Genomic DNA, 18,429 nt, shown 5'->3' with positions numbered 1-18,429 from the left:
CCGGACCGGCGGCGGCGACCGGATCAGTTCGGGGTTCAGACCTTGAGCTGGCCGTAGCGGACGCTCGTCCGGCGGCGGATGATCGACTTGTTCGACGGCTTGCGGCGGCGGCGGGTCTTGCCCCCCTTCGCCAGCACGCCGGTCGGCGACTGCGGGGTGTGGCCCTTCGACCGCCCCTCGCCGCCGCCCATCGGGTGGTCGACCGGGTTCATCGCCATGCCGCGGACGTGGGGCCGACGCCCCAGCCACCGCGAACGCCCCGCCTTGCCCAGGCGGATGTTCATGTGGTCGGAGTTGCCGACCACGCCGATCGTCGCCCGGCAGGCCGCCGGCATCCGCCGGACCTCGCCCGACGGCAGGGTGATCTGGGCCCAGGTCCCCTCGCGGGCGGTCAGGGTCGCCGACACGCCGGCCGAGCGGCAGAGCTTGGCCCCGCCGCCGGGCTGCATCTCGATGTTGTGGATCGAGATCCCGGTCGGGATCCGGCTCAGCGGCAGGCAGTTGCCCACCTTGGGCTCGGCGTCGGGGCCCGAGTTGACCGTCATGCCGGCCTTCAGGCCCTCGGGCGCCACGATGTACCGCTTCTTGCCGTCGGGGTAGACGATCAGGGCGATCCGGGCCGACCGGTTGGGGTCGTACTCGATGTGCGTCACCTCCGCCGGCTGGCCGTCGCGGTCGTTGCGCCGGAAGTCGATGATCCGGTACATCCGCTTGTGGCCGCCGCCGCGGTGGCGGGCCGTGATGAAGCCCTGGTTGTTCCGCCCGCCGGTCTTCTTCAGCGGCTCGGTGAGCGACTTCTCCGGCTTCTTGTTCTTGTCGGTCAGCTCCGAGAAGTCGCTGACCGACGCGTTGCGGCGGCCCGGACTGGTCGGCTTGTAGTAGCGAATGCCCATCGCTGGATCCCTCTGCGGGCGGCCCGCCGGCTGCGCCCGTCCCTTCACGTCTCGGTGTTCGGTTCCGGGGGGCGGACGCCAGGCCCGCCGCGCCCCTTGCTCACGCGGCCAGGGTCAGGTCAATAGAAGTCGATCCGGTAGTCGTCGTGGAGGGCGACGATCGCCTTCTTCCAGCTCCGGGTGCGGCCCTGCTGGAGGCGGACCCGGCGGAGCTTCCCCTTGCGGTTCTGGGTCCGGACGTCGCGGACCTTGACGTTGAACAGGGCCTCCACGGCCGACTTGATCTCGGTCTTGCCCGCCAGCGGGTTGACCTCGAACGTGTAGGCGTTGTGCCGCTCCGAGAGGTGGGTCGCCTTCTCGGTGATCAGCGGGCGGACGACCACCTGGTGGGGGTCGAGGGCCGGTCCCTTGCGGGAGTAGGCCGGGGCTCGGCGGAGCGTAACCATGGACTCAGGCCTCCACGGCGCGACGCGCCGGCTGGGACTTCACGCGCTCGACCAGGGCCGCGAGCGCCTCGCGCGTCAGCACCAGGTATCGCTGCTTGAGCACGTCGTAGGTGTTGAACTCGGCCACCGGGGCCACCGTCACGCCCTCGATGTTGCGGGCGCTGCGGTAGACGACCGGGTCGGCCGCCGGCAGGCCCAGCAGGATCGAGCGGCCGTCCAGGGTCCGGCGGGCGGCCTGGGCCTTGGTCTCGCCCACCACCTCGGCGGACTCGGCCTCGGTGATGTCGGGCCGGCGGATCGCCTTGAGGGCCTTGGCGACGACCTTGGTCTGCGGCTTGTCCAGGCTCAGGCCGTCGAGCACCAGGACCTGGTTGTCCTGGAACTTGGACAGGATCGCCATCCGGATCGCCGTCCGCACGGCCTTCTTCGGCAGGCTGTAGCGGTAGTCGCGGTTGCGGCGGGCGAAGGCCATGCCGCCGCCCTTCCGCTTGTTCGTCCGCTTGGAGCCGGCGCGGGCGTTGCCCGTCCCCTTCTGGCGGAACAGCTTCTTCCCCGAGCCGGCGACGTCGGCGCGGCCTCGGGTGTTGACCGTCCCCACCCGGCGGGCGGCCAGGTGCATCAGGACGACGTCGTGCAGGAGCTGCTTGTTGACCGAGCCGCCGAAGTCGGCGGGGTCGATCGACTCCTCGCCCACCTTGGCGCCGTCGGGGTTGTAGACAGGAATCGTCAGCATGGCGGTCGTATCCATCTCCGAGGGTCCGCGCGAACCCGGCTCAGCCCTTGTTGGTCTGACGGACGGTCAGGTAGCCGCCGTTGGGGCCGGGGACGGCGCCGCGGAGCAGCAAGAGGTTGTTGGTCGGGTCCACTCGGACGATTTCGAGGTTCCGCACGGTCACCTGGGCGTTGCCGTGCTGGCCCGGCTTGCGGATGCCCTTGCGGGTCCGCGACGGGTCGGCGCTCGGCCCCGAGGAGCCGGGGTGGCGGTGCATCCGCTTGACGCCGTGCGTGGCCCGGAGGCCGCGGAAGCCGTGACGCTTCATGACGCCCGAGAAGCCCCGGCCCTTGCTCACGCCCGTGACGTCCACGTTCTTGATCTCGCTGAACGCCTCGACCGTCAGGGTCGTCCCCGCCGTCACGTCGACCGGGCCCGCCTGGCGGATCTCCTTGACGTAACGCTTCGGCTCGGCGTCCACCTTCTTGGCGTGGCCCCGCTCCGCCTGGGTGGCGTTCTTCCGCTTCTTGTCGTCGAAACCGAGCTGGACCGCGTGGTAGCCGTCGACTTCGTCGGTGCGGACCTGCAGCACGGTGCAGGGCCCGCACTCCAGAACCGTGATCGGGACGGCGGTGCCGTCCTCCTGGAAGATCTGGGTCATTCCGATCTTCCGTCCCAGCAGTCCCACTCGCATCGTCGAACTCCGTGTACAACCGGTGGCGGCGCTTCCGCCGGCCGAGCCCCGGGGGGCCGGGACGCCCGGCGGGCCTCGCGGCGAGGCGTGTTCCAATCAACCTGGGAGGTGGCGGGCTTCAGACGGAGGATCGCGGCCAGGCTTTTCGGCGATCCCGGCGCCGGGGCTGTCTCTCGGCCGAGGCCGATTGAGGCGTCCGACGCGTCCGGACGTGCACGTACCAGTCGTACGCGGTCCAGGAAGCCTTCAGCCCGTCTCGCCGACCGGGGAGGTCGGCGTCTCGGGCGGGTTTGACTCGATTGCAGTTCGTCGGCGATCAGGCGCCGGAGTTCGACGCCTTGATCTTGATGTCCACGCCCGCGGGCAGGCTCAGCTTGTTCAGGGCGTCGATGGTCTTGTTCGTCGGCTGCACGATGTCGATCAGCCGCTTGTGCGTCCGGATCTCGAACTGCTCGCGCGACTTCTTGTCGATGTGCGGGCTGCGGAGCACCGTGTACCGTTCGATCCGCGTCGGCAGCGGGATCGGCCCGTGGACGATCGCCTCGGTCCGCTTCGCCGTGTCGACGATGTCCTTGGCCGACTGATCCAGGATGGTGTGATCGTAGGCTTCCATCCGGATCCGAATCCGCTCGTTGCTGATACCCGCCACCGCAGTCACGTCCTTCCGCCCGAAACTCGGCCGTCCCGAGGTGGGCCCGTCCCACCTAATGGCCTATCACGCAGGAAAGTAAGAGTGTAACGCCACCTCTCGGGGCCGTCAACCATTCGTCACGGCGATTTCCCGCGGAATCTTCCGCGCCACCGGAACTCCACGGTCGCGGCCCCCGACCTTCGCCGAAAACCCGACCGTCCGATCCGCGATCGCCGTTCCGGCCCCATGGTAACGGGTAGGGGGCGGTGCGCCTTCCGGGCTCCTTGGCAATCCGTCGGAATCGTGGTCGGTCCCGGCGGACCCTCCGCCGCTTGCGACGCACGTGAGAGCGCGAATCGCGCCGAACGAAGCCAATGTCTGGTACCGAAGACCGATCTTAATTGCATTGAGGACAGGGACATCGGGGATCGGCTTCGATTTGGATCCGGCTCGAACGAACCCAATCCGACATCACCTCGCGTCGGATACCCGTCCCGGACTGTCGAAAGGCCCGACTGACCCCCGATCGACCGGAGGGGGTTCGCTGTGATGGAACCCCCCTGGCGTCAAGGGTTCGACGAACCGGAGGCCGACCGGGGCTGTCGGCGACAGCCCAGAAGCCGCCCGACGCCGATCCACGGGTTCGCGGAACCCGTGGCACCCCGATCCGAGCCCCTCGACGGGCGCCGAGCTGGCGACCGTCGTGGAAAATGAGGCAAAGCGCGCCGAACGAAGCCAATTTCCAGACCCCTTTCATCGCACCTAAGTCGAAACTCCAAAACATTATCCGTCGATTGGCTTCGTTTCCCGGGGTGCGCGATCGAAGCCAATTCGCCGGCGGCCCGTCGGGGTCAGGCGTCGGCCTCGGGGATGGCGTCGGGTTCTTCGAGGAGGTCGGCCGGGGCGGGGAGCCGGCCCTTGCGGACGACGTGGACGAGCATGGCCTTGGCTCGGTCGGGCCAGGTGGCGGCCTGGATGGCGGCGACGGCGTCCTCGATTCGGTACGGGACGCGCTTCAGCTCGACCCGGCCGTCCTCGATGACGGCGTACGCGGCGCGGGGGTCGCCGTCGCGGGGGAGGCCGAGGCTGCCGGGGTTGATCACTGTCTTGTCGCCGACCTTCAGCTTGAACTGCATGTGGGTGTGGCCCACGCAGACGACGTCGGCGTCGACGTTCTCCAGCCGGCGGCCCCAGGCGGCCTCGTCGCGGAGGAGGTACTCGTCCAGGGGGTCGCGGGGCGTGGCGTGGACCAGAAGGTAGCGGACGTCGTCCAGGGTGACGCGGAGGGTGACGGGGAGTTGGAGCAGGTACTTGCGCTCGTCGGGCCCCAGGGAGTCCCACACGTCGGGCCGGGTGACGCGGGTGAGGTAGCGGAAGCCGACGTCGCCGGTGACGGGGACCCCCTGCGCCGCGCCGTGGTCGTGGTTGCCGCGCACGGCGTGATCGGCGTGGGCCATCGCCCAGCGGACGCAGGCCGACGGCTCGGGGCCGTAGTCGACGAGGTCCCCCAGGCAGAAGCAGACGTCGTGGGGCTCGTCGAGGGCTTCGAGCGCGGCGGCGTTGGCGTGGAGGTCGGAGACGACGAGGATCCTCATCCTAATCCTTATTCACTCAAGCCACTGTTCATACCAGAGCTGGAACATCAGGAGCGTCCAGAGGGGCTTGCGGTGGTCGCGGGCGCCGGCCTGGTGTTCGGCGATGCGGCGGGCGACCTCGTCGGGGCGGAAGAGGCCCTGGGCGCGGAGGCGGTCGGGGGACAGGAGGCGGTCGAGCAGGGGGGCCAGCGGGCCTCGCAGCCAGCGGGCGACGGGGATGCCGAAGCCCTTCTTGGGGCGCTTGAGGATCTCGGCCGGCAGCCGGCTCGCGGCGGCCCGCTTGAGGAGCCGCTTGGTCGTCCCCTTGCCGTACTTGTACGACGAGGGGAGGGAGCGGATCTCGTCGACCAGGTCCGCGTCCAGGAACGGGGCGCGGACTTCCAGGCCGCAGGCCATGCTCGCGCGGTCGACCTTGGTCAGGATGTCCTCGGGGAGGTACGTCTCCTGGTACAGCTCCAGCGAGCGGTCGAGCCGGTCGCCGGGGGTCTCGGCGGCGATCCGGGCGGCGAGGGCCGCGTGCTCGGCCTCGACGTCGAGCGGCGGGCGGACCAGCAGCCGGGCCAGCTCGGGGCCCGAGAACGAGCCCAGCCAGCGCTGGTGGGCCAGGGCGGGGGCCTCGGCGGCGCCCCGGAGGAACTGCTTGAGCTTGAAGTCGAAGCTGAAGTTGCGGTGGTCCACCGGCAGCCGGCCGACGGCCGCCTCGGCCAGGGCGCGGGCGGGGCGGGGAAGCCCGCGGTAGAGCCTCGCGGCGCGTTCGGCCTCGAAGGTCGGATAGCCGGCGATCAGCTCGTCGGCCCCGTCCCCCCCCAGGGCCACCGTGACGTGTTCGCGGGCGAACCGGCTCAGGAGGTGGGTCGGCAGGATCGAGGCGTCGCCGAAGGGCTCGTCGAGCCAGGTCGCGACCTGCGGCAGCAGCTCCATCACCTGGTCGACGGAGAAGGTCCGCTCGTGGTGGTCGGTCTTCAGGAAGGCGGCCACGGCGCGGGCGTGGGCGGACTCGTCGAAGCTGGGGTCCTCGAAGCCGATGGAGAACGTGTGGACCCCGGCGGCGGGCTCGACCTCGCAGAGCGCGGCGGCGACGCTCGACGAGTCGACCCCGCCCGACAGGAAGACGCCCAGCGGCACGTCGGAGCGGCGGTGGCGGGCCACGGCGTCGCGGAAGGAGCCCCAGAATCGCTCGGCGGCCGCCTCGAACGGCGGCGGGCTCGGGTCGCGCGGGTCGGCCGACGGGGGGAAGAACCGGGAGACCCGGACCTGTCCGTCCTCCCAGGTCAGGACGTGCCCGCGAGGGAGCTTGCGGACGCCTCGCCAGATGGAGTAAGGCGCGGGGACGTACTCGTAGAAGAGGTAGCGGGCCAGGCCGTCGGGGTCGAGGTCGCGGGGGACCTCCGGGTGCTTGAGCAGGGCCTTGGGCTCGGAGCCGAAGGCCAGGCCGCCGCCGGGTAGCTCGGCGTAGTAGAGGGGCTTCTGGCCCATCCGGTCGCGGGCCAGGACCAGGCGGCGGCGGGAGCCGTCCCAGATCGCCAGGGCGAACATGCCGTTGAGCCGCTCGACGAAGGCGTCGCCCTCCTCCTCGTAGAGGTGGACGAGGGTCTCGGTGTCGCAGCGGGTGCGGTAGCGGTGGCCCTTGGCTTCGAGGGCCGGCTTCAGGTCGGGCTCGTTGTACAACTCGCCGTTGTAGACGATCCAGAGGGAGTCGTCCTCGTTGGCGAGCGGCTGGGCGCCCCCTTCGACGTCGATGATCGAGAGCCGGCGATGCCCCAGCGCCACGGGCCCGGCGACGTGGACGCCGTCGCCGTCCGGGCCGCGATGGGCGAGCGAGGCGGTCATGGCCTCGATGACGGCCCGGTCGGCCTCGCGCCCGCCGCCGTTCACGAATCCGGCGATCCCACACATTCGCGTCTCGGCCCCTTCGCCCCGCCGCGGTCCATTCCGCGGCCGGTTCACAGTAACGCAAAGGTTCGGGGTCCGGGAAGACGTCGACGCCGGATCATCGGACGCCGGCGGGTCGGGTCACTTCTTGCCGTCGCCCAGGAGGGAGTAGAAGACCCGGTAGGTCAAGTCCTTGTACTGCTGCTTCAGCCAGTGGAAGGATCGGCACATGACGGCACCCTTGTTGTTCGAGTCCGGGTAGGGGTCCCAGATCGCCATCGTCGTCCCCTTGTCCGAGCCGTCGCCCCGGGCGCCGTAGAGGACGAAGTAGTGGGTGTTGTTGTCGTGGAGGTTCTTGGCGTTGAGCATCACCCGGCCGTACAGGTACATGATCCCGATCAGCAGGTAGAGCGAGGCCCCGCTGGTGAGCACGTGCAGCTTGTTGTCCCTGGCGAAGTTCTTCGAGTTGTTCGCCCAGGCCTGGGTGGGGTCGTCGTTCAACAGCCCGCCGAGCGTGTCCAGGTAGTAGGTGCTGGCGGGGGTGTGCTGGATCTCGGTCGGGAGGCCCTTGAGGGTGGCCGTGGCGGCGGCCCAGCAGCGCCGCTTGTTGGTCTGGGTGTGCGAGGCCCCGGACGGCGGGTCGAAGGCCATGGCGAACTTCTCGAGCCCGGTCAGGGCCATCCAGGTCTTGTAGCCGACCACGCCGTCGGCCAGCAGGTAGTTCCACGACTGGAACGTCCGGACGGTCGTCTTGGTGGCCGTCTTGAACGTCGAGCCGACGAGGTCGTCGTACTCGTAGGTCGACTCCACGTCGGGCACCACCGCCCGCAGCAGCCGGTGCAGCAGGGCGACGTGGGGGCCGGTCGAGCCCTTCTCGATCGTCGGCGCGACGGCCAGGTTGAAATCCGGGAGCCCGACGGCCCGCGCATGGGCGCGCAGCTCGCTCTTGTTCATGATCCGACCGCCCTCCGGCCTCGCGCGGCGCCCGGTGTCGACGTGGAGCGAAGCGAGCGAAAGGCGCCGGCCTTCGGCTGCCTTGATCTACTCCGGCCGCGAGTCGACGTGACCGGATCTGGCGTGAATCAAAATCACGCAATCAGGTCATGGACGACGTTCCCCTTGACGTCGGTCAGGCGGAAGTCGCGGCCGGCGTGGCGGTAGGTGAGGCGGGTGTGGTCGAGGCCGAGGAGGTGGAGGATGGTGGCGTGGAGGTCGTGGACGTGGACGCCGTCCTCGGCGACGTGGATGCCGTGGTCGTCGGTCGCGCCGTGGACGTGGCCCGCCTTGACGCCGCCGCCGGCCAGCCAGGTGGAGAAGGCCCAGTGGTGGTGCTCGCGGCCCTTGGCGTCGGCCGACTCGTGGTACGGGGTGCGGCCGAACTCGGTGGTCCAGACCACGAGGGTCTCGTCGAGCAGCCCGCGCGACTTGAGGTCGCGGAGCAGGCCGGCGATCGGCCGGTCGACGTTGCGGGCGAGCGGGGCGTGGGTCTGCATGTCGCCGTGGGCGTCCCAGTTGTTCGAGGCCCCGGTGTCCACCAGCTCGATGAACCGGACGCCCCGCTCCGAGAGCCGACGCGCCACCAGGCACTGCCAGGCGAAGCCCTCGGTCGACCCGCGCTCCAGGCCGTAGAGCCGGAGCGTGGCGTCGGTCTCCCGCGAGAGGTCGAACGCCTCGGGGGCCTCGTGCTGCATGCCGAAGGCCGTCTCGTACGAGCGGATCCGGGCGGCCAGCGCGGGGTCGCCGGCGCGGGCGGCCAGGTGGTCGCCGTTCAGGGCCTGGATGCGGGCGATCTCCCGCTCCTGGACCGAGGCCGAGCGGAGCCGGCGGTGGAGGTCGGCGATCGGCTCGGGGCCGGGCGTGACCCGCGTCCCCTGGTGGCAGCCGGGGAGGAAGTCCGAGCCCCAGGCCTGCTCGCCCGCGTAGGGCGAATGGGGGGCGATCACCACGAACGACGGCAGGTTCCGGTTGAACGTCCCCAGGCCGTAGCTCACCCACGCGCCGACGCTCGGCCGGGCGAACGTGATCGACCCGGTGTGGGCCTGGAGCGTGGCCTCGTAGTGGTTCGTGTGGTCCGACTTCATCGACCGGATCACGCAGAGGTCGTCCACGCAGCCGGCCACCTCCGGGAACAAGGAGCTGACTTCGATCCCGCTCTCCCCGTGCCGCGCGAAGGTCCAGTCCGGCCGCTTCAGGTGGCGCGTGTACTTCCCGCGCTTGCCCTGCCACTCGTCGATGGCGATGGTCTTGCCGTGGTCGGCGAACAGCCGGGGCTTGGGGTCGAACGAGTCGACGTGGGAGACGCCGCCGGTCATGTACAGCATGATGACCCGCTTCGCCCGGGCCGGGTGGTGGGGCTCGCGCGGGGCCAGGGGGTCGGCGGGGGCCGCCGTTCCATTCTCAGAGGCGCACAGGTCGGCGAGGATCCCGGAGAGCCAGAGCGAGCCGCAGCCCAGCCCGGCGGCCGAGCGGATCAGGGTGCGCCGGGAGACGTCCGTCGGTCGATCGGCCATGGCCCGCGCTCGCTTCCTCGTCAATCGACGTAGACGAATTCGTTGGTCCCGAACAGGACCCGGGCCAGGCTCGCCCAGGCGCGGCGGTCGAGCGTCTCGGCGGGCTCGCCGTCGCCGGCCAGGTCGGCCCGGCAGGCTTCGAGGTGCTCGCGCATCCGGTCGACCTCGGCGGCCGAGGCCGGCCTCCCCAGGGCGAGCCGGAAGGCCCGGTCGACCCGCGCGGCCGGGTCGGCGGCCTCGGCGAGCAGGCGGTCGGCGAGGGCCTCGGCGGCCCGGTGGACGACCGGGTCGTTCAGGAAGAAGAGGGACTGGGTGGGGACCGTCGTCGCGCCCCGGGCCTCGGTGCTGGAGTTCGGGTCGGCCCCGTCGAAGAGGCCCAGGAACGGGTGCCGCCGGAGCCGCTGGGTCATCAGGTAGACGCTCCGACGGTCGCTCGGGTAGGCCGCCAGGAAAGGCGCGTGCTGGGTGTAGCCCCACTGGTCGACCGGCGGGAACGGATGCGGCCCGCCTCGGCTCGGGTCGAGGGTCCCCGAGACGGAGAGGAGGGCGTCGCGGATCTCCTCCGCGTCGAGCCGGCGGCGGTTGAACCGGGCGAGCCGGACGTTCTCCGGGTCGGCCTCGTCGGGCGTCCCCGAGGCCGTCCGGTAGGCGGCCGAGAGCAGGATGCGGCGGTGCAGGGCCTTGATCGAGAGGCCGTCGTCGAGGAACCGAAGCGCCAGCCAGTCGAGCAGCTCGGGGTGCGACGGGGGGCTCCCCTTGACGCCGAAGTTGCTGGCCGAGGCGACGATCCCCCGGCCGAAGTGGTGCTGCCAGACCCGGTTGACCAGCACGCGGTAGGTCAGGGGATTGTCGCGATCGGTCAGCCAGGCCGCCAGCTCGCGACGGCCGCTGCCGGCGGCGACGGACGGCGTCCCGGCGGCGACGAGGACCGCCGGGAAGCCGCGAGGGACCGCCGCTCCCAGATTCGTGGGATCGCCCCGGCGCTGGATCCGGGCGTCGGCCGGCTCGGGCGACTCGGCCACGGCGTAGGCCAGCTCGGCCGTCCCCGGGGCCGCGCCGGGGGTCGGCGGGAGGGGGACGAAGTCGCGGGGCCGCTTGGTCTCCTCGCCGCCGGGGAACGGGTAGCGGGTGCTGGCGAAGACGCCGTAGAGGGCGTAGTAGTCGGCCTGGCGGATCGGGTCGAACTTGTGGTCGTGGCAGCGGGCGCAGGCGACGGTCAGGCCCAGGACCGACTTGCCCAGCGCGTCGATCGTGTCCTCGATCGTCAGGTGGTGGTAGTTCTGGGGGTCGAAGCCGAACCGCCGCGAGACGGCCAGGAACCCGGTGGCGATCAGGGACTCCCGGGCGCGCCCGTCGGCCGCCAGCAGGTCGCCGGCGACCTGCTCGGCGAGGAAGCGGTCGTAGGGGAGGTCGGCGTTGAACGCGTCGATCACGTAGTCGCGGTAGCGGTAGGCCTCGGGCACGGGGTAGTCGGCGGTCTCCCCGGCGGTGTCGGCGTAGCGGACGAGGTCCAGCCAGATCCGCCCCCAGCGCTCGCCGTATCGCGGCGAGGCGAGCAGGCGATCGACCAGCCGGGCGACGGCCTCGGCCTCCGGCGCGGGGTCGGCCTCGAAGGCTTCGACCTCCTCGGGGGTGGGCGGCAGGCCGGTCAGGTCGAACGAGACGCGTCGGACGAAGGCCCGGCGGCTCGCCGGGGGCCCAGGCGTCCGGCCGGCTTCCTCCAGCTTCGCCAGCACGAAGCGGTCGATCGGCGAGGCCGGCCAGTCGCGGTCGCGGACCTCGGGGACCGGCGGGTCGGCCAGCGGGCGGAACGACCAGTGCGCGCGGCCGGCCTCGATATCGAGGCCGCCGGACGGGTCGGGGGCGGCCGTTTCGGTCTCGGGGGCCTCGCCCTCGGCCGAGCCGGGCCAGGGGGCGCCTTGCTCGATCCATCGGCTGAGTGCCTGGATGTCGGCGTCGTCGAGCCGGCGGTCGGGGGGCATCCGGGGCTCGTCGTGGTAGCGGACCGCGCGGACGAGGAGGCTGTCCTCGACGTTCCCCGGCAGGATCGCCGGCCCGCTGTCGCCCCCTTCGAGGATCGCCGCACGCGAGGTCAGGTCGAGCCCGCCCCGGACCTTGACCTTCCGGCCGTCCGCCCCCGCCTTCGACTTCGCCGGCCCGCCGTGGCAGGAGGCGCAGCGCTCGATCAGGACGGGGCGGACCGAGCGCTCGAAGAACGCCCCGGCCTCGTCGTCGCCCGGCTCGTCACCGAGCCCGACGCCGCCCCAGGCCGCGACCAGCAGCCAGGCCGCCGTCGCGGCGATCACTCCGAGATGTCGCGTCGTCCGTCGCATGTCGATCGCACCGCCGGCCGGAGGGAGGGAGCCCGTCGCAGGTCCCTGAACCTTACGGGCCGACGACGATCGGTGCAACGAAAATTCAACAAGGCGGGACCAGGGACGCGCCAAGAACCGACTCTCCCGGATCGACCACCCGATGTATCATTCCCCCGCCAAGCACGACCCAGAAACGAGGCCGCATCCGAGGCGACTCATGCCCGCGAAAAAGTCCCCCAACCCCGGTGACGTCGAGACGTATCTCGCGTCGCTCGAACATCCATCCAAGCCCGAGCTCCTCGCTCTCCGACAGCTCATCCTTGGGGCCGATCCGGCGATCTCCGAGGGGGTCAAATGGAACGCGCCGAGTTTCCGCACGACCGAGTGGTTCGCGACGTTCCACCTGCGCGAGCGGGCCGGCGTCCGACTGATCTTGCACCTGGGGGCGAAGGCCAGGCCCGGTCCCGGCCTCGTGCTGGAGAGCCCGCTCCTCGATTGGCTGGGCCGGGATCGGGCCTCCGTCGTATTCCGCGATGCGGGCGAGGTGGAGGCGAGGGCGCGCGACTTCACGGACCTGATCCGACGATGGATCGTCCACGTCTGAGGAGGACGCCCCCCGCGGCGTCCGTCCCGTTCATGAGCCCGCCGCGTCGCGCCGACGGAGGCCGCGGACGACGACCTTGCCCAGCTCGCAGAGCCAGAGGACGGAGCTGGCCACGGCGGCGCAGACGAGCCAGTCGTTGAGGCTCAGGGCCGTGGTGGAGAACGCGACCTGGAGGAACGGCGCGTAGATCACCGCCACGTGGAGCAGCAGCGAGAGGCCGACGGCGCCCCACAGCCAGGGGTTGCGGAAGAGGCCGTGGAACGCGGACTCGTCGTCCGAGCGGGCGTTGAAGACGTTGACGAGCTGGAACATCATCAGCGTGGTGAAGGCCATCGTCTGGGCGTACCGCAGGCTCCCCGAGCCTTCGATCAGGCCGCCGGGGAGGCAGCCGTCGAGCACCAGCAGGGTGCCGACCGCCATGACGGCGCCGATGAGCACGATGCCGATCCACATCCGACGGGTGATGACCCCCTCGCCGGACGGGCGCGGGGGCCGGTCCATCACGCCGGGGTCGGCCGGGTCCACGCCCAGGGCCAGGGCGGGCGCGCCGTCGGTGACGAGGTTGATCCAGAGGAGCTGGGTCGCCAGCAAGGGCAGGATCACGCCGCTCCCCTCTTCGGCCTCCAGGCCGATCGCCTTGGCCAGCAGGACGCCGAAGAACATGGTGAAGACCTCGCCGATGTTCGACGAGATCAGGTAGCGGAGGAACTTGCGGATGTTCTCGAAGATCGCCCGGCCTTCCTCGACCGCCGAGATGATCGTGGCGAAGTTGTCGTCGGTCAGGATCACGTCGGCCGCTTCCTTGGAGACGTCGGTGCCGGCGATCCCCATGGCGACGCCGATGTCCGCGGCCTTCAGCGCCGGGGCGTCGTTGACGCCGTCGCCGGTCATCGCCACGGTCTCGCCGTCGGCCTGCAAGGCCCTGACGATCCGGAGCTTGTGCTCGGGGTTCACGCGGGCGTAGACCGAGACCTCGCGGACCGTCGCCGCCAGCTCCTCGTCCGAGAGCTGCTGGAGCGTCGCGCCGGTCGTCACCCGGCCGTCGGCCGAGATGCCCAGCTCGGTCGCGATCACCGACGCGGTGATGGGGTGGTCGCCGGTGATCATGATCGGCCGGATGCCCGCCCCTCGGGCCCGCTCCACGGCCTGGCGAGCCTCGCCTCGGGGGGGGTCGATCATGCCGATGAGGCCGAGGAATACCAGCTCGCGCTCCACCCCCTCGTCCACCGACTCGCGCTCGGGGGCGTCGGCGGGCAGCTCGCGCGAGGCCACGCCCAGCACCCTCAGGGCCTTGCCGGCGAGTTCCTCGTTGGAGCGGAGCAGCTCCGCCCGGCGGTCGTCGGCCAGGGGCCGCTTGCCCTCGCCGACCAGCTCGTGCGTGCACCGGGCGATCAGGACGTCGGGGGCGCCCTTCGTGAAGACGAGGATGCGCTCCAGCCGCTCGGCGTCGGTGTGGACGGTCGACATCAGCTTGCGCTCGGACGAGAACGGCACCTCGCCGACGCGGTCGTACCGGGCCTCCAGCGCCTCGTCCGCCAGCCCGGCCTTGCGGGCGGCGACCACGAGCGCGCCTTCGGTCGGGTCGCCTTGCACGGTCCAACGGCCCTCGCGCTCCTGCACCACGGCGTTGTTGGCCCGGGCGGCGACCGAGAGCGCGTGGCGGACCTCCTCGCGGAGCGCCCCGTCGTCGGGCCCTTCCCCGCGGAAGTCGATCGCCCCCTCGGGGTCGTAGCCGGTGCCGCCGAAGTCGGCCCGGCCGCTCGCGACGGCGACGACCCGGACGGTCATCTCGTTGCGGGTGAGCGTGCCGGTCTTGTCCGAGGCGACCACGGTGGCCGAGCCCAGCGTCTCGACGGCCGACAGCCGCCGCACGATGGCCTTCCGCGCGGCCATCCGCTGGACCCCCAGCGCCAGCACGGCCGTCACCACGGCCGGCAGCCCCTCGGGCACGGCCGCGACCGCCAGCGCCACGCCCAGGATCAGGACGTCGAAGAACGCCGAGATCCCGCGGACCTCCTCCACCAGCAGGATGGTCGCGATCATCACCACGGCGATGACGACGACGATCGCCCCCAGCATCCTGCCGACGCGGGCCAGCTCGACCTGGAGCGGCGTCAGCTCGGTCGGGGCCGACTGGAGCATCTCGGCGATCCGGCCCATCTCGGTCGCCATGCCGGTCGCCGTGATCACCGCCGCGCCCCGGCCGTAGGTCGCCGACGTGCCGCTGTAGACCATGTTGCGGCGGTCGCCCAGCTCCGCGTCCTCGGCGATCGGGTCCACGTCCTTCGAGACCGGCAGGCTCTCGCCCGTGAGCGCCGCCTCGGCCATCTGCAACGACGTGGACCGGACCAGGCGGCCGTCGGCGGGGATCGTATCCCCCTCCTCGATCAGCACGAGGTCGCCGGGGACCAGCTCCCCGGCCGGGATCATGTGCCGTCGGCCTTCGCGGACCACGGCCGCCTCGTCGGCGGTCATCGCCCGCAGCGCGGCCACCGCCGCCTCGGCCCGCGACTCCTGGACGTAGCCGATCACGGCGTTGAGCAGCACCACGCCGAAGATCGCCAGCGCCTCGTAGGGCAGGGCGGTGTCGCGCTCGTAGAGCCAGAGCGCGGCCGAGATCGCGGTGGCGATCAGCAGCAGGATCACCAGGACGTCGCCGAACTGGGCCAGGAACTTCCGCCAGCCCGGCTCCGGCTCCTCCGCCGTCAGCTCGTTGCGGCCGTAGCTCTCCAGCCGCTCGCGGGCCTCCTGCCGGCTGAGGCCGAGCCGCTCGTCCGTCCCGAGCGCGGCGACCACCTCGGCCGCCGATTGCTTGTACGACCCGCTGGTGTCGGGGTGAACCGTCGACGCATTCATCAAGCTTGATCCTTCACGGCCGCGCGGGCTTGCGGACTCCCGCGAGGCGTCCCTGGCGGCTGACCGTCGATCGCGAACCGCCCGCGCGCCGGGGCCACCCGGCCGGGGCCGACCCCCCAACTATACCGCGAGCGCGAGCCCCCCGCCTCCACCGGCCGCTCAGTAGCCGATGGCGCCGCCGTCCTTGCGGGGGTCCGAGCCGCCGAGGAGGACGCCGCGGTCGACGTCGATGCGGATCGCCTGGTAGCCGCCGAAGCCCCCGCGCGACTCGACCAGGCGGTGCCCCTTCGCCTCCAGCTCGCGGCGGACGTCGGCGCCGATCCCGGACTCCAGGGCCGTCGCGCCGCCGGCCTGCGCCGGGGTCCCGTTGGGGTCCGACGAGCCCAGGTGGCGGAACCGCGGGGCGTCGCCGGCCTCCTGCACGTCCATGCCGAAGTCGACCATGTTGAAGACCATCTGCGCGTGGCCCTGGGCCTGCATGTCGCCCCCCATCAGGCCGAAGCTCAGCCAGGGCGCGCCGTCCTTGGTGATGAAGGCCGGGATGATCGTGTGGAAGGGCCGCTTGCGGGGCTCCAGCCGGTTGGCGTGATTCGGGTCGAGGGCGAACGAGCAGCCCCGGTTTTGGAGGGCGAAGCCGAGGTCGCCGGGGACGTGGCCGGAGCCGAAGCCGTGGTAGTTGCTCTGGATCAGGCTCACGGCGTTGAACGAGCCGTCGACGACCGTCATGTAGATCGTGTCGCCGTGGCGGGGCTCGCCGGGGGTCGGCCGGTCGCTGGCGCGGTCGGGGTCGATCAGCTTGCGGCGGCGGTCGGCGTACTCCTTCGAGATCAGCTCGCGGGTGGGCACGTCGGACTTCTCGGGATCGGCGTAGTACCGCGCCCGGTCCTCATACGCGAGCTTCTTGGCCTCGATCATCAGGTGGAGCGCCTGGGAGGAGTTCGGTCCCAGGGCCTTGAGGTCGTAGCCTTCCAGCAGGTTGAGCATCTGGAGGACGGCGATCCCCTGGCCGTTGGGGGGCAGCTCCCAGACGTCGTATCCGCGGTAGTTCGTCGAGACCGGGTCCACCCAGGTCGACGCGTGCTCGGCGAAGTCCGAGGCCGCGAAGAGGCCGCCGGCCGAGTCGGAGTAGGCGACGATCGCCTCGGCGATCGGCCCCTTGTAGTAGGCGTCGCGGCCCCCCTCGGCGATCGCCCGGAGCGACCGCGCCAGGCCGGGGTTGCGGAACGTCTCGCCGACGCCCGGCGCGCGGCCGTCGGGGAGGTAGCAGGCGGCCGAGGTCGGCACCCGCGCCAGGCCGACTCGCGAGGCCCGCCAGTCGGCGGCGATGATCTCGCTGACGGGGAAGCCTTCCTCGGCGTAGTGCAGGGCGGGGGCGAGCAGGTCGGCCCAGGGGCGGGTCCCGAACTTCCGCCGCAGCTCGTCCCAGCCGTCGACGCAGCCGGGGACCGACCAGCTCAGGGGGCCGAGGTCGGGGATGACTTCCAGCCCCTTCGCGCGGAGGGCTTCGAGGTCGGCCTTGCCCGGCGACCGGCCGCTGGCGTTGAGGCCGTGGAGCTTCTTCCCCTTCGCGTCCCAGACGATGGCGAAGAGGTCGCCGCCGATCCCGCAGGACATCGGCTCGACCATGCCGAGCACGGCGTTGGCCGCGATCGCCGCGTCGACCGCGTTGCCGCCGTCCTGGAGGACGCGGATCGCCGCCGCCGTCGCCAGCGGCTGGCTCGTCGCGGCCATGCCCCGGCGGGCGACAACCGTCGACCGGGTCTTCGACCCCGGCCCCGACGGCCGGTCGTGCCCCGAGGCGGCCTTCAGGCCCCCCGAGCCCAGCCAGGCGAGCCCGGCGACGGCGGATCCCAGGAACGTCCTGCGGGGGTGGGCGGTCGGCATGCGCGGCGACTCCTCGGGAACGGCGGCGGATCGTTGGCGTCCGGGGGAGAGGTCTCGACCGAACATACACGTCTCCGCCCGCACCCGCCACGCCCGGCCGCCCCATCTCCCGATCTCGGGGGATCAATCGGCCGAGAACGGCTCCAGGCCCAGGCCGTAGGCGGGCTGGCCGGTGTCGTTCACGACGGCCGCCCGCACCGTGCCGTCGGCCCAGACGCCGCCGTCGGGGACGTAAAGCTCGATCTCGCGGCCCCCCCGGACGCTGAACCGCAGCCCCTGGTCCGCCTCGACGACCCGCTCGGCCAGGTGGAACACGACGACGTGGATCCCCCCCAGCTTGTCGATCTCCGCCGTCACCCCCGGGGCCAGGACCTCGCCCGCCTCGGATTTCAGGTCGCCCGTCAGCCGCTCGTTCTCGCCGCCGATCATCGTGCCGCCCTCCCGCGATGCTCCCACGCCCGCCGCGAATCGGCGGCCCTCGGGATTCATGATGACGCAACCCCGGGGGCCCCGGAACCCCGGCCGCCGCCGGCCGTCGGATTTCGCGACTCGGGCCGGCCCGGTCCCCGAAGATTTACGTTCTCGAATCGCCGGCACCGGACCCCTTGCGAGCTTTCTTTCGCCTTGTCAGGATATGTCCGCGCCGCCCGACGAGGGGGCGTCTGGACCGCCCAGTGAACCTGGCCCGAGGCCCTTGCCAAGATGAACCTCAAGAAGACGTCGATCGCCGCGAGCCTCCTCCTGATCCTCGGGGCGGGCCTGCTGACGGCCGAGCTGCGCGGCCAGCAGCCGGTCGGGCGCGGCCATATCGCGCACGATTACGCGAAGTGGGAGAGCGAGATCGCCGCCATGGAGGCGGCCGACGCGCAGTCCCCGCCGGCCAAGGGGGGGGGCCTGTTCATCGGCTCGTCGACGATCCGGCTCTGGAAGACGCTGGCCCAGGACTTCCCGGACCACAAGGTCGTCAATCGCGGCTTCGGCGGCTCGGAGATCACCGACTCCACCCACTTCGCCGACCGCCTGATCTTCCCCTTCGAGCCCAAGCAGATCTTCCTGCGGGCCGGCGGCAACGACATCCACGCCGGCCGGCTGCCCCGCGAGGTCGCGGCCGACTTCGCCGAGTTCGTCCGGCTCGTCCACGAGCGCCTCCCCCAGGCCGAGATCCTCTACATCGGCCTCAGCCCCGCCCCCGCCCGCTGGGGCGAGGTGGACAAGGGCCGCGAGCTGAACCGCCTGATCCGCGAGATGGCCCTGGAGATGCCCCGCGTCGGCTTCGTCGACGCCGACGAGTTCACCGTCGACGAGGAAGGCCGCGCCCGCCCCGAGCTGTTCGTCGAGGACCGGCTCCATTTCTCCGAAGAGGGCTACAAGCTCCTAGCCGAGCACGTCCGGCCGTTCCTCGCCCGCTGAAACCGGG

At 71.6% G+C, this 18,429-nt stretch carries 15 protein-coding genes; 2 read left to right on the top strand and 13 right to left on the bottom strand.

Annotated elements, in window-relative coordinates:
• Positions 1–35: 35 nt before the first annotated feature.
• The 10 genes from rplB to G6O68_RS10415 all read right to left on the bottom strand — a co-directional run bounded on the left by rplB (position 36) and on the right by G6O68_RS10415 (position 11,686).
• Entirely contained in the window at positions 36–893 is an 858-nt protein-coding gene (gene rplB, locus G6O68_RS10460) for a 50S ribosomal protein L2 (protein ID WP_165247383.1), read from the bottom strand.
• 119 nt (positions 894–1,012) lie between these two features.
• Complete coding sequence (rplW, locus tag G6O68_RS10455; RefSeq protein WP_165247381.1) at positions 1,013–1,339, bottom strand: 50S ribosomal protein L23; 327 nt, start codon at positions 1,337–1,339, stop codon at positions 1,013–1,015.
• 4 nt (positions 1,340–1,343) lie between these two features.
• On the bottom strand, positions 1,344–2,072 hold the full coding sequence (gene rplD / locus G6O68_RS10450) for a 50S ribosomal protein L4 (protein WP_165247379.1): 729 nt from the start codon (positions 2,070–2,072) through the stop codon (positions 1,344–1,346).
• Between the two features lie 40 nt (positions 2,073–2,112).
• Positions 2,113–2,745: a 50S ribosomal protein L3 gene (gene rplC / locus G6O68_RS10445; RefSeq protein WP_165247377.1), complete on the bottom strand. Its 633-nt coding sequence runs from the start codon at positions 2,743–2,745 to the stop codon at positions 2,113–2,115.
• 316 nt (positions 2,746–3,061) lie between these two features.
• Positions 3,062–3,394 carry a 30S ribosomal protein S10 gene (gene rpsJ, locus G6O68_RS10440; RefSeq protein ID WP_165247375.1) on the bottom strand — a complete coding sequence of 111 codons (333 nt, stop codon included), beginning with the start codon at positions 3,392–3,394 and terminating at the stop codon, positions 3,062–3,064.
• Positions 3,395–4,227: 833 nt separating this feature from the next.
• Positions 4,228–4,971, bottom strand: coding sequence for a metallophosphoesterase family protein (locus G6O68_RS10435; protein WP_165247373.1), 744 nt, complete (start codon positions 4,969–4,971; stop codon positions 4,228–4,230).
• 12 nt (positions 4,972–4,983) lie between these two features.
• Positions 4,984–6,867, bottom strand: a complete 1,884-nt coding sequence (asnB, locus tag G6O68_RS10430; RefSeq protein ID WP_165247371.1) for an asparagine synthase (glutamine-hydrolyzing) — start codon at positions 6,865–6,867, stop codon at positions 4,984–4,986.
• Positions 6,868–6,984: 117 nt separating this feature from the next.
• Complete coding sequence (locus G6O68_RS10425) at positions 6,985–7,797, bottom strand: peptidoglycan-binding domain-containing protein (RefSeq protein WP_165247369.1); 813 nt, start codon at positions 7,795–7,797, stop codon at positions 6,985–6,987.
• A 134-nt stretch (positions 7,798–7,931) separates the two neighbouring features.
• Positions 7,932–9,353, bottom strand: a complete 1,422-nt coding sequence (locus G6O68_RS10420) for a DUF1501 domain-containing protein (RefSeq protein ID WP_165247367.1) — start codon at positions 9,351–9,353, stop codon at positions 7,932–7,934.
• A gap of 20 nt (positions 9,354–9,373) precedes the next feature.
• On the bottom strand, positions 9,374–11,686 hold the full coding sequence (locus tag G6O68_RS10415) for a PSD1 and planctomycete cytochrome C domain-containing protein (RefSeq protein WP_165247365.1): 2,313 nt from the start codon (positions 11,684–11,686) through the stop codon (positions 9,374–9,376).
• A 199-nt stretch (positions 11,687–11,885) separates the two neighbouring features.
• Here G6O68_RS10415 and G6O68_RS10410 point away from each other — a divergent pair, with 199 nt between their 5' ends.
• Positions 11,886–12,272 (top strand): DUF1801 domain-containing protein, encoded by a 387-nt coding sequence (locus G6O68_RS10410; RefSeq protein WP_165247363.1) that lies wholly within the window; start codon positions 11,886–11,888, stop codon positions 12,270–12,272.
• Positions 12,273–12,302: 30 nt separating this feature from the next.
• Here G6O68_RS10410 and G6O68_RS10405 read toward each other — a convergent pair whose 3' ends face one another.
• From G6O68_RS10405 to G6O68_RS10395, 3 genes are all read right to left on the bottom strand, one after another.
• Complete coding sequence (locus tag G6O68_RS10405; protein WP_165247361.1) at positions 12,303–15,128, bottom strand: cation-translocating P-type ATPase; 2,826 nt, start codon at positions 15,126–15,128, stop codon at positions 12,303–12,305.
• 159 nt (positions 15,129–15,287) lie between these two features.
• Positions 15,288–17,012 carry a gamma-glutamyltransferase gene (gene ggt / locus G6O68_RS10400; RefSeq protein ID WP_165247359.1) on the bottom strand — a complete coding sequence of 575 codons (1,725 nt, stop codon included), beginning with the start codon at positions 17,010–17,012 and terminating at the stop codon, positions 15,288–15,290.
• Between the two features lie 123 nt (positions 17,013–17,135).
• Positions 17,136–17,441: a hypothetical protein gene (locus tag G6O68_RS10395; protein WP_165247357.1), complete on the bottom strand. Its 306-nt coding sequence runs from the start codon at positions 17,439–17,441 to the stop codon at positions 17,136–17,138.
• A gap of 273 nt (positions 17,442–17,714) precedes the next feature.
• Between G6O68_RS10395 and G6O68_RS10390 the strand changes: the two genes are divergently transcribed.
• The gene (locus tag G6O68_RS10390; protein WP_165247355.1) at positions 17,715–18,422 is read left to right on the top strand and encodes a GDSL-type esterase/lipase family protein; all 708 of its coding nucleotides are present in this window, start codon (positions 17,715–17,717) and stop codon (positions 18,420–18,422) included.
• Positions 18,423–18,429 lie beyond the last annotated feature (7 nt).

It is taken from the genome of Paludisphaera soli, from assembly GCF_011064595.1.
GTDB lineage: Bacteria > Planctomycetota > Planctomycetia > Isosphaerales > Isosphaeraceae > Paludisphaera > Paludisphaera soli.
The sequence above is the reverse complement of the archived record's forward strand: the minus strand, read 5'-3'. Positions and strand labels throughout refer to the sequence as shown.

Coding starts and splice junctions, on each gene's coding strand:
- rplB (WP_165247383.1), bottom strand. CDS start 893: ATGGGCATTCGCTACTACAAGCCGACCAGTCCGGGCCGCCGCAACGCG.
- rplW (WP_165247381.1), bottom strand. CDS start 1,339: ATGGTTACGCTCCGCCGAGCCCCGGCCTACTCCCGCAAGGGACCGGCC.
- rplD (WP_165247379.1), bottom strand. CDS start 2,072: ATGCTGACGATTCCTGTCTACAACCCCGACGGCGCCAAGGTGGGCGAG.
- rplC (WP_165247377.1), bottom strand. CDS start 2,745: ATGCGAGTGGGACTGCTGGGACGGAAGATCGGAATGACCCAGATCTTC.
- G6O68_RS10435 (WP_165247373.1), bottom strand. CDS start 4,971: ATGAGGATCCTCGTCGTCTCCGACCTCCACGCCAACGCCGCCGCGCTC.
- asnB (WP_165247371.1), bottom strand. CDS start 6,867: ATGTGTGGGATCGCCGGATTCGTGAACGGCGGCGGGCGCGAGGCCGAC.
- G6O68_RS10425 (WP_165247369.1), bottom strand. CDS start 7,797: ATGAACAAGAGCGAGCTGCGCGCCCATGCGCGGGCCGTCGGGCTCCCG.
- G6O68_RS10420 (WP_165247367.1), bottom strand. CDS start 9,353: ATGGCCGATCGACCGACGGACGTCTCCCGGCGCACCCTGATCCGCTCG.
- G6O68_RS10415 (WP_165247365.1), bottom strand. CDS start 11,686: ATGCGACGGACGACGCGACATCTCGGAGTGATCGCCGCGACGGCGGCC.
- G6O68_RS10410 (WP_165247363.1), top strand. CDS start 11,886: ATGCCCGCGAAAAAGTCCCCCAACCCCGGTGACGTCGAGACGTATCTC.
- G6O68_RS10405 (WP_165247361.1), bottom strand. CDS start 15,128: ATGAATGCGTCGACGGTTCACCCCGACACCAGCGGGTCGTACAAGCAA.
- ggt (WP_165247359.1), bottom strand. CDS start 17,012: ATGCCGACCGCCCACCCCCGCAGGACGTTCCTGGGATCCGCCGTCGCC.
- G6O68_RS10395 (WP_165247357.1), bottom strand. CDS start 17,441: ATGATCGGCGGCGAGAACGAGCGGCTGACGGGCGACCTGAAATCCGAG.
- G6O68_RS10390 (WP_165247355.1), top strand. CDS start 17,715: ATGAACCTCAAGAAGACGTCGATCGCCGCGAGCCTCCTCCTGATCCTC.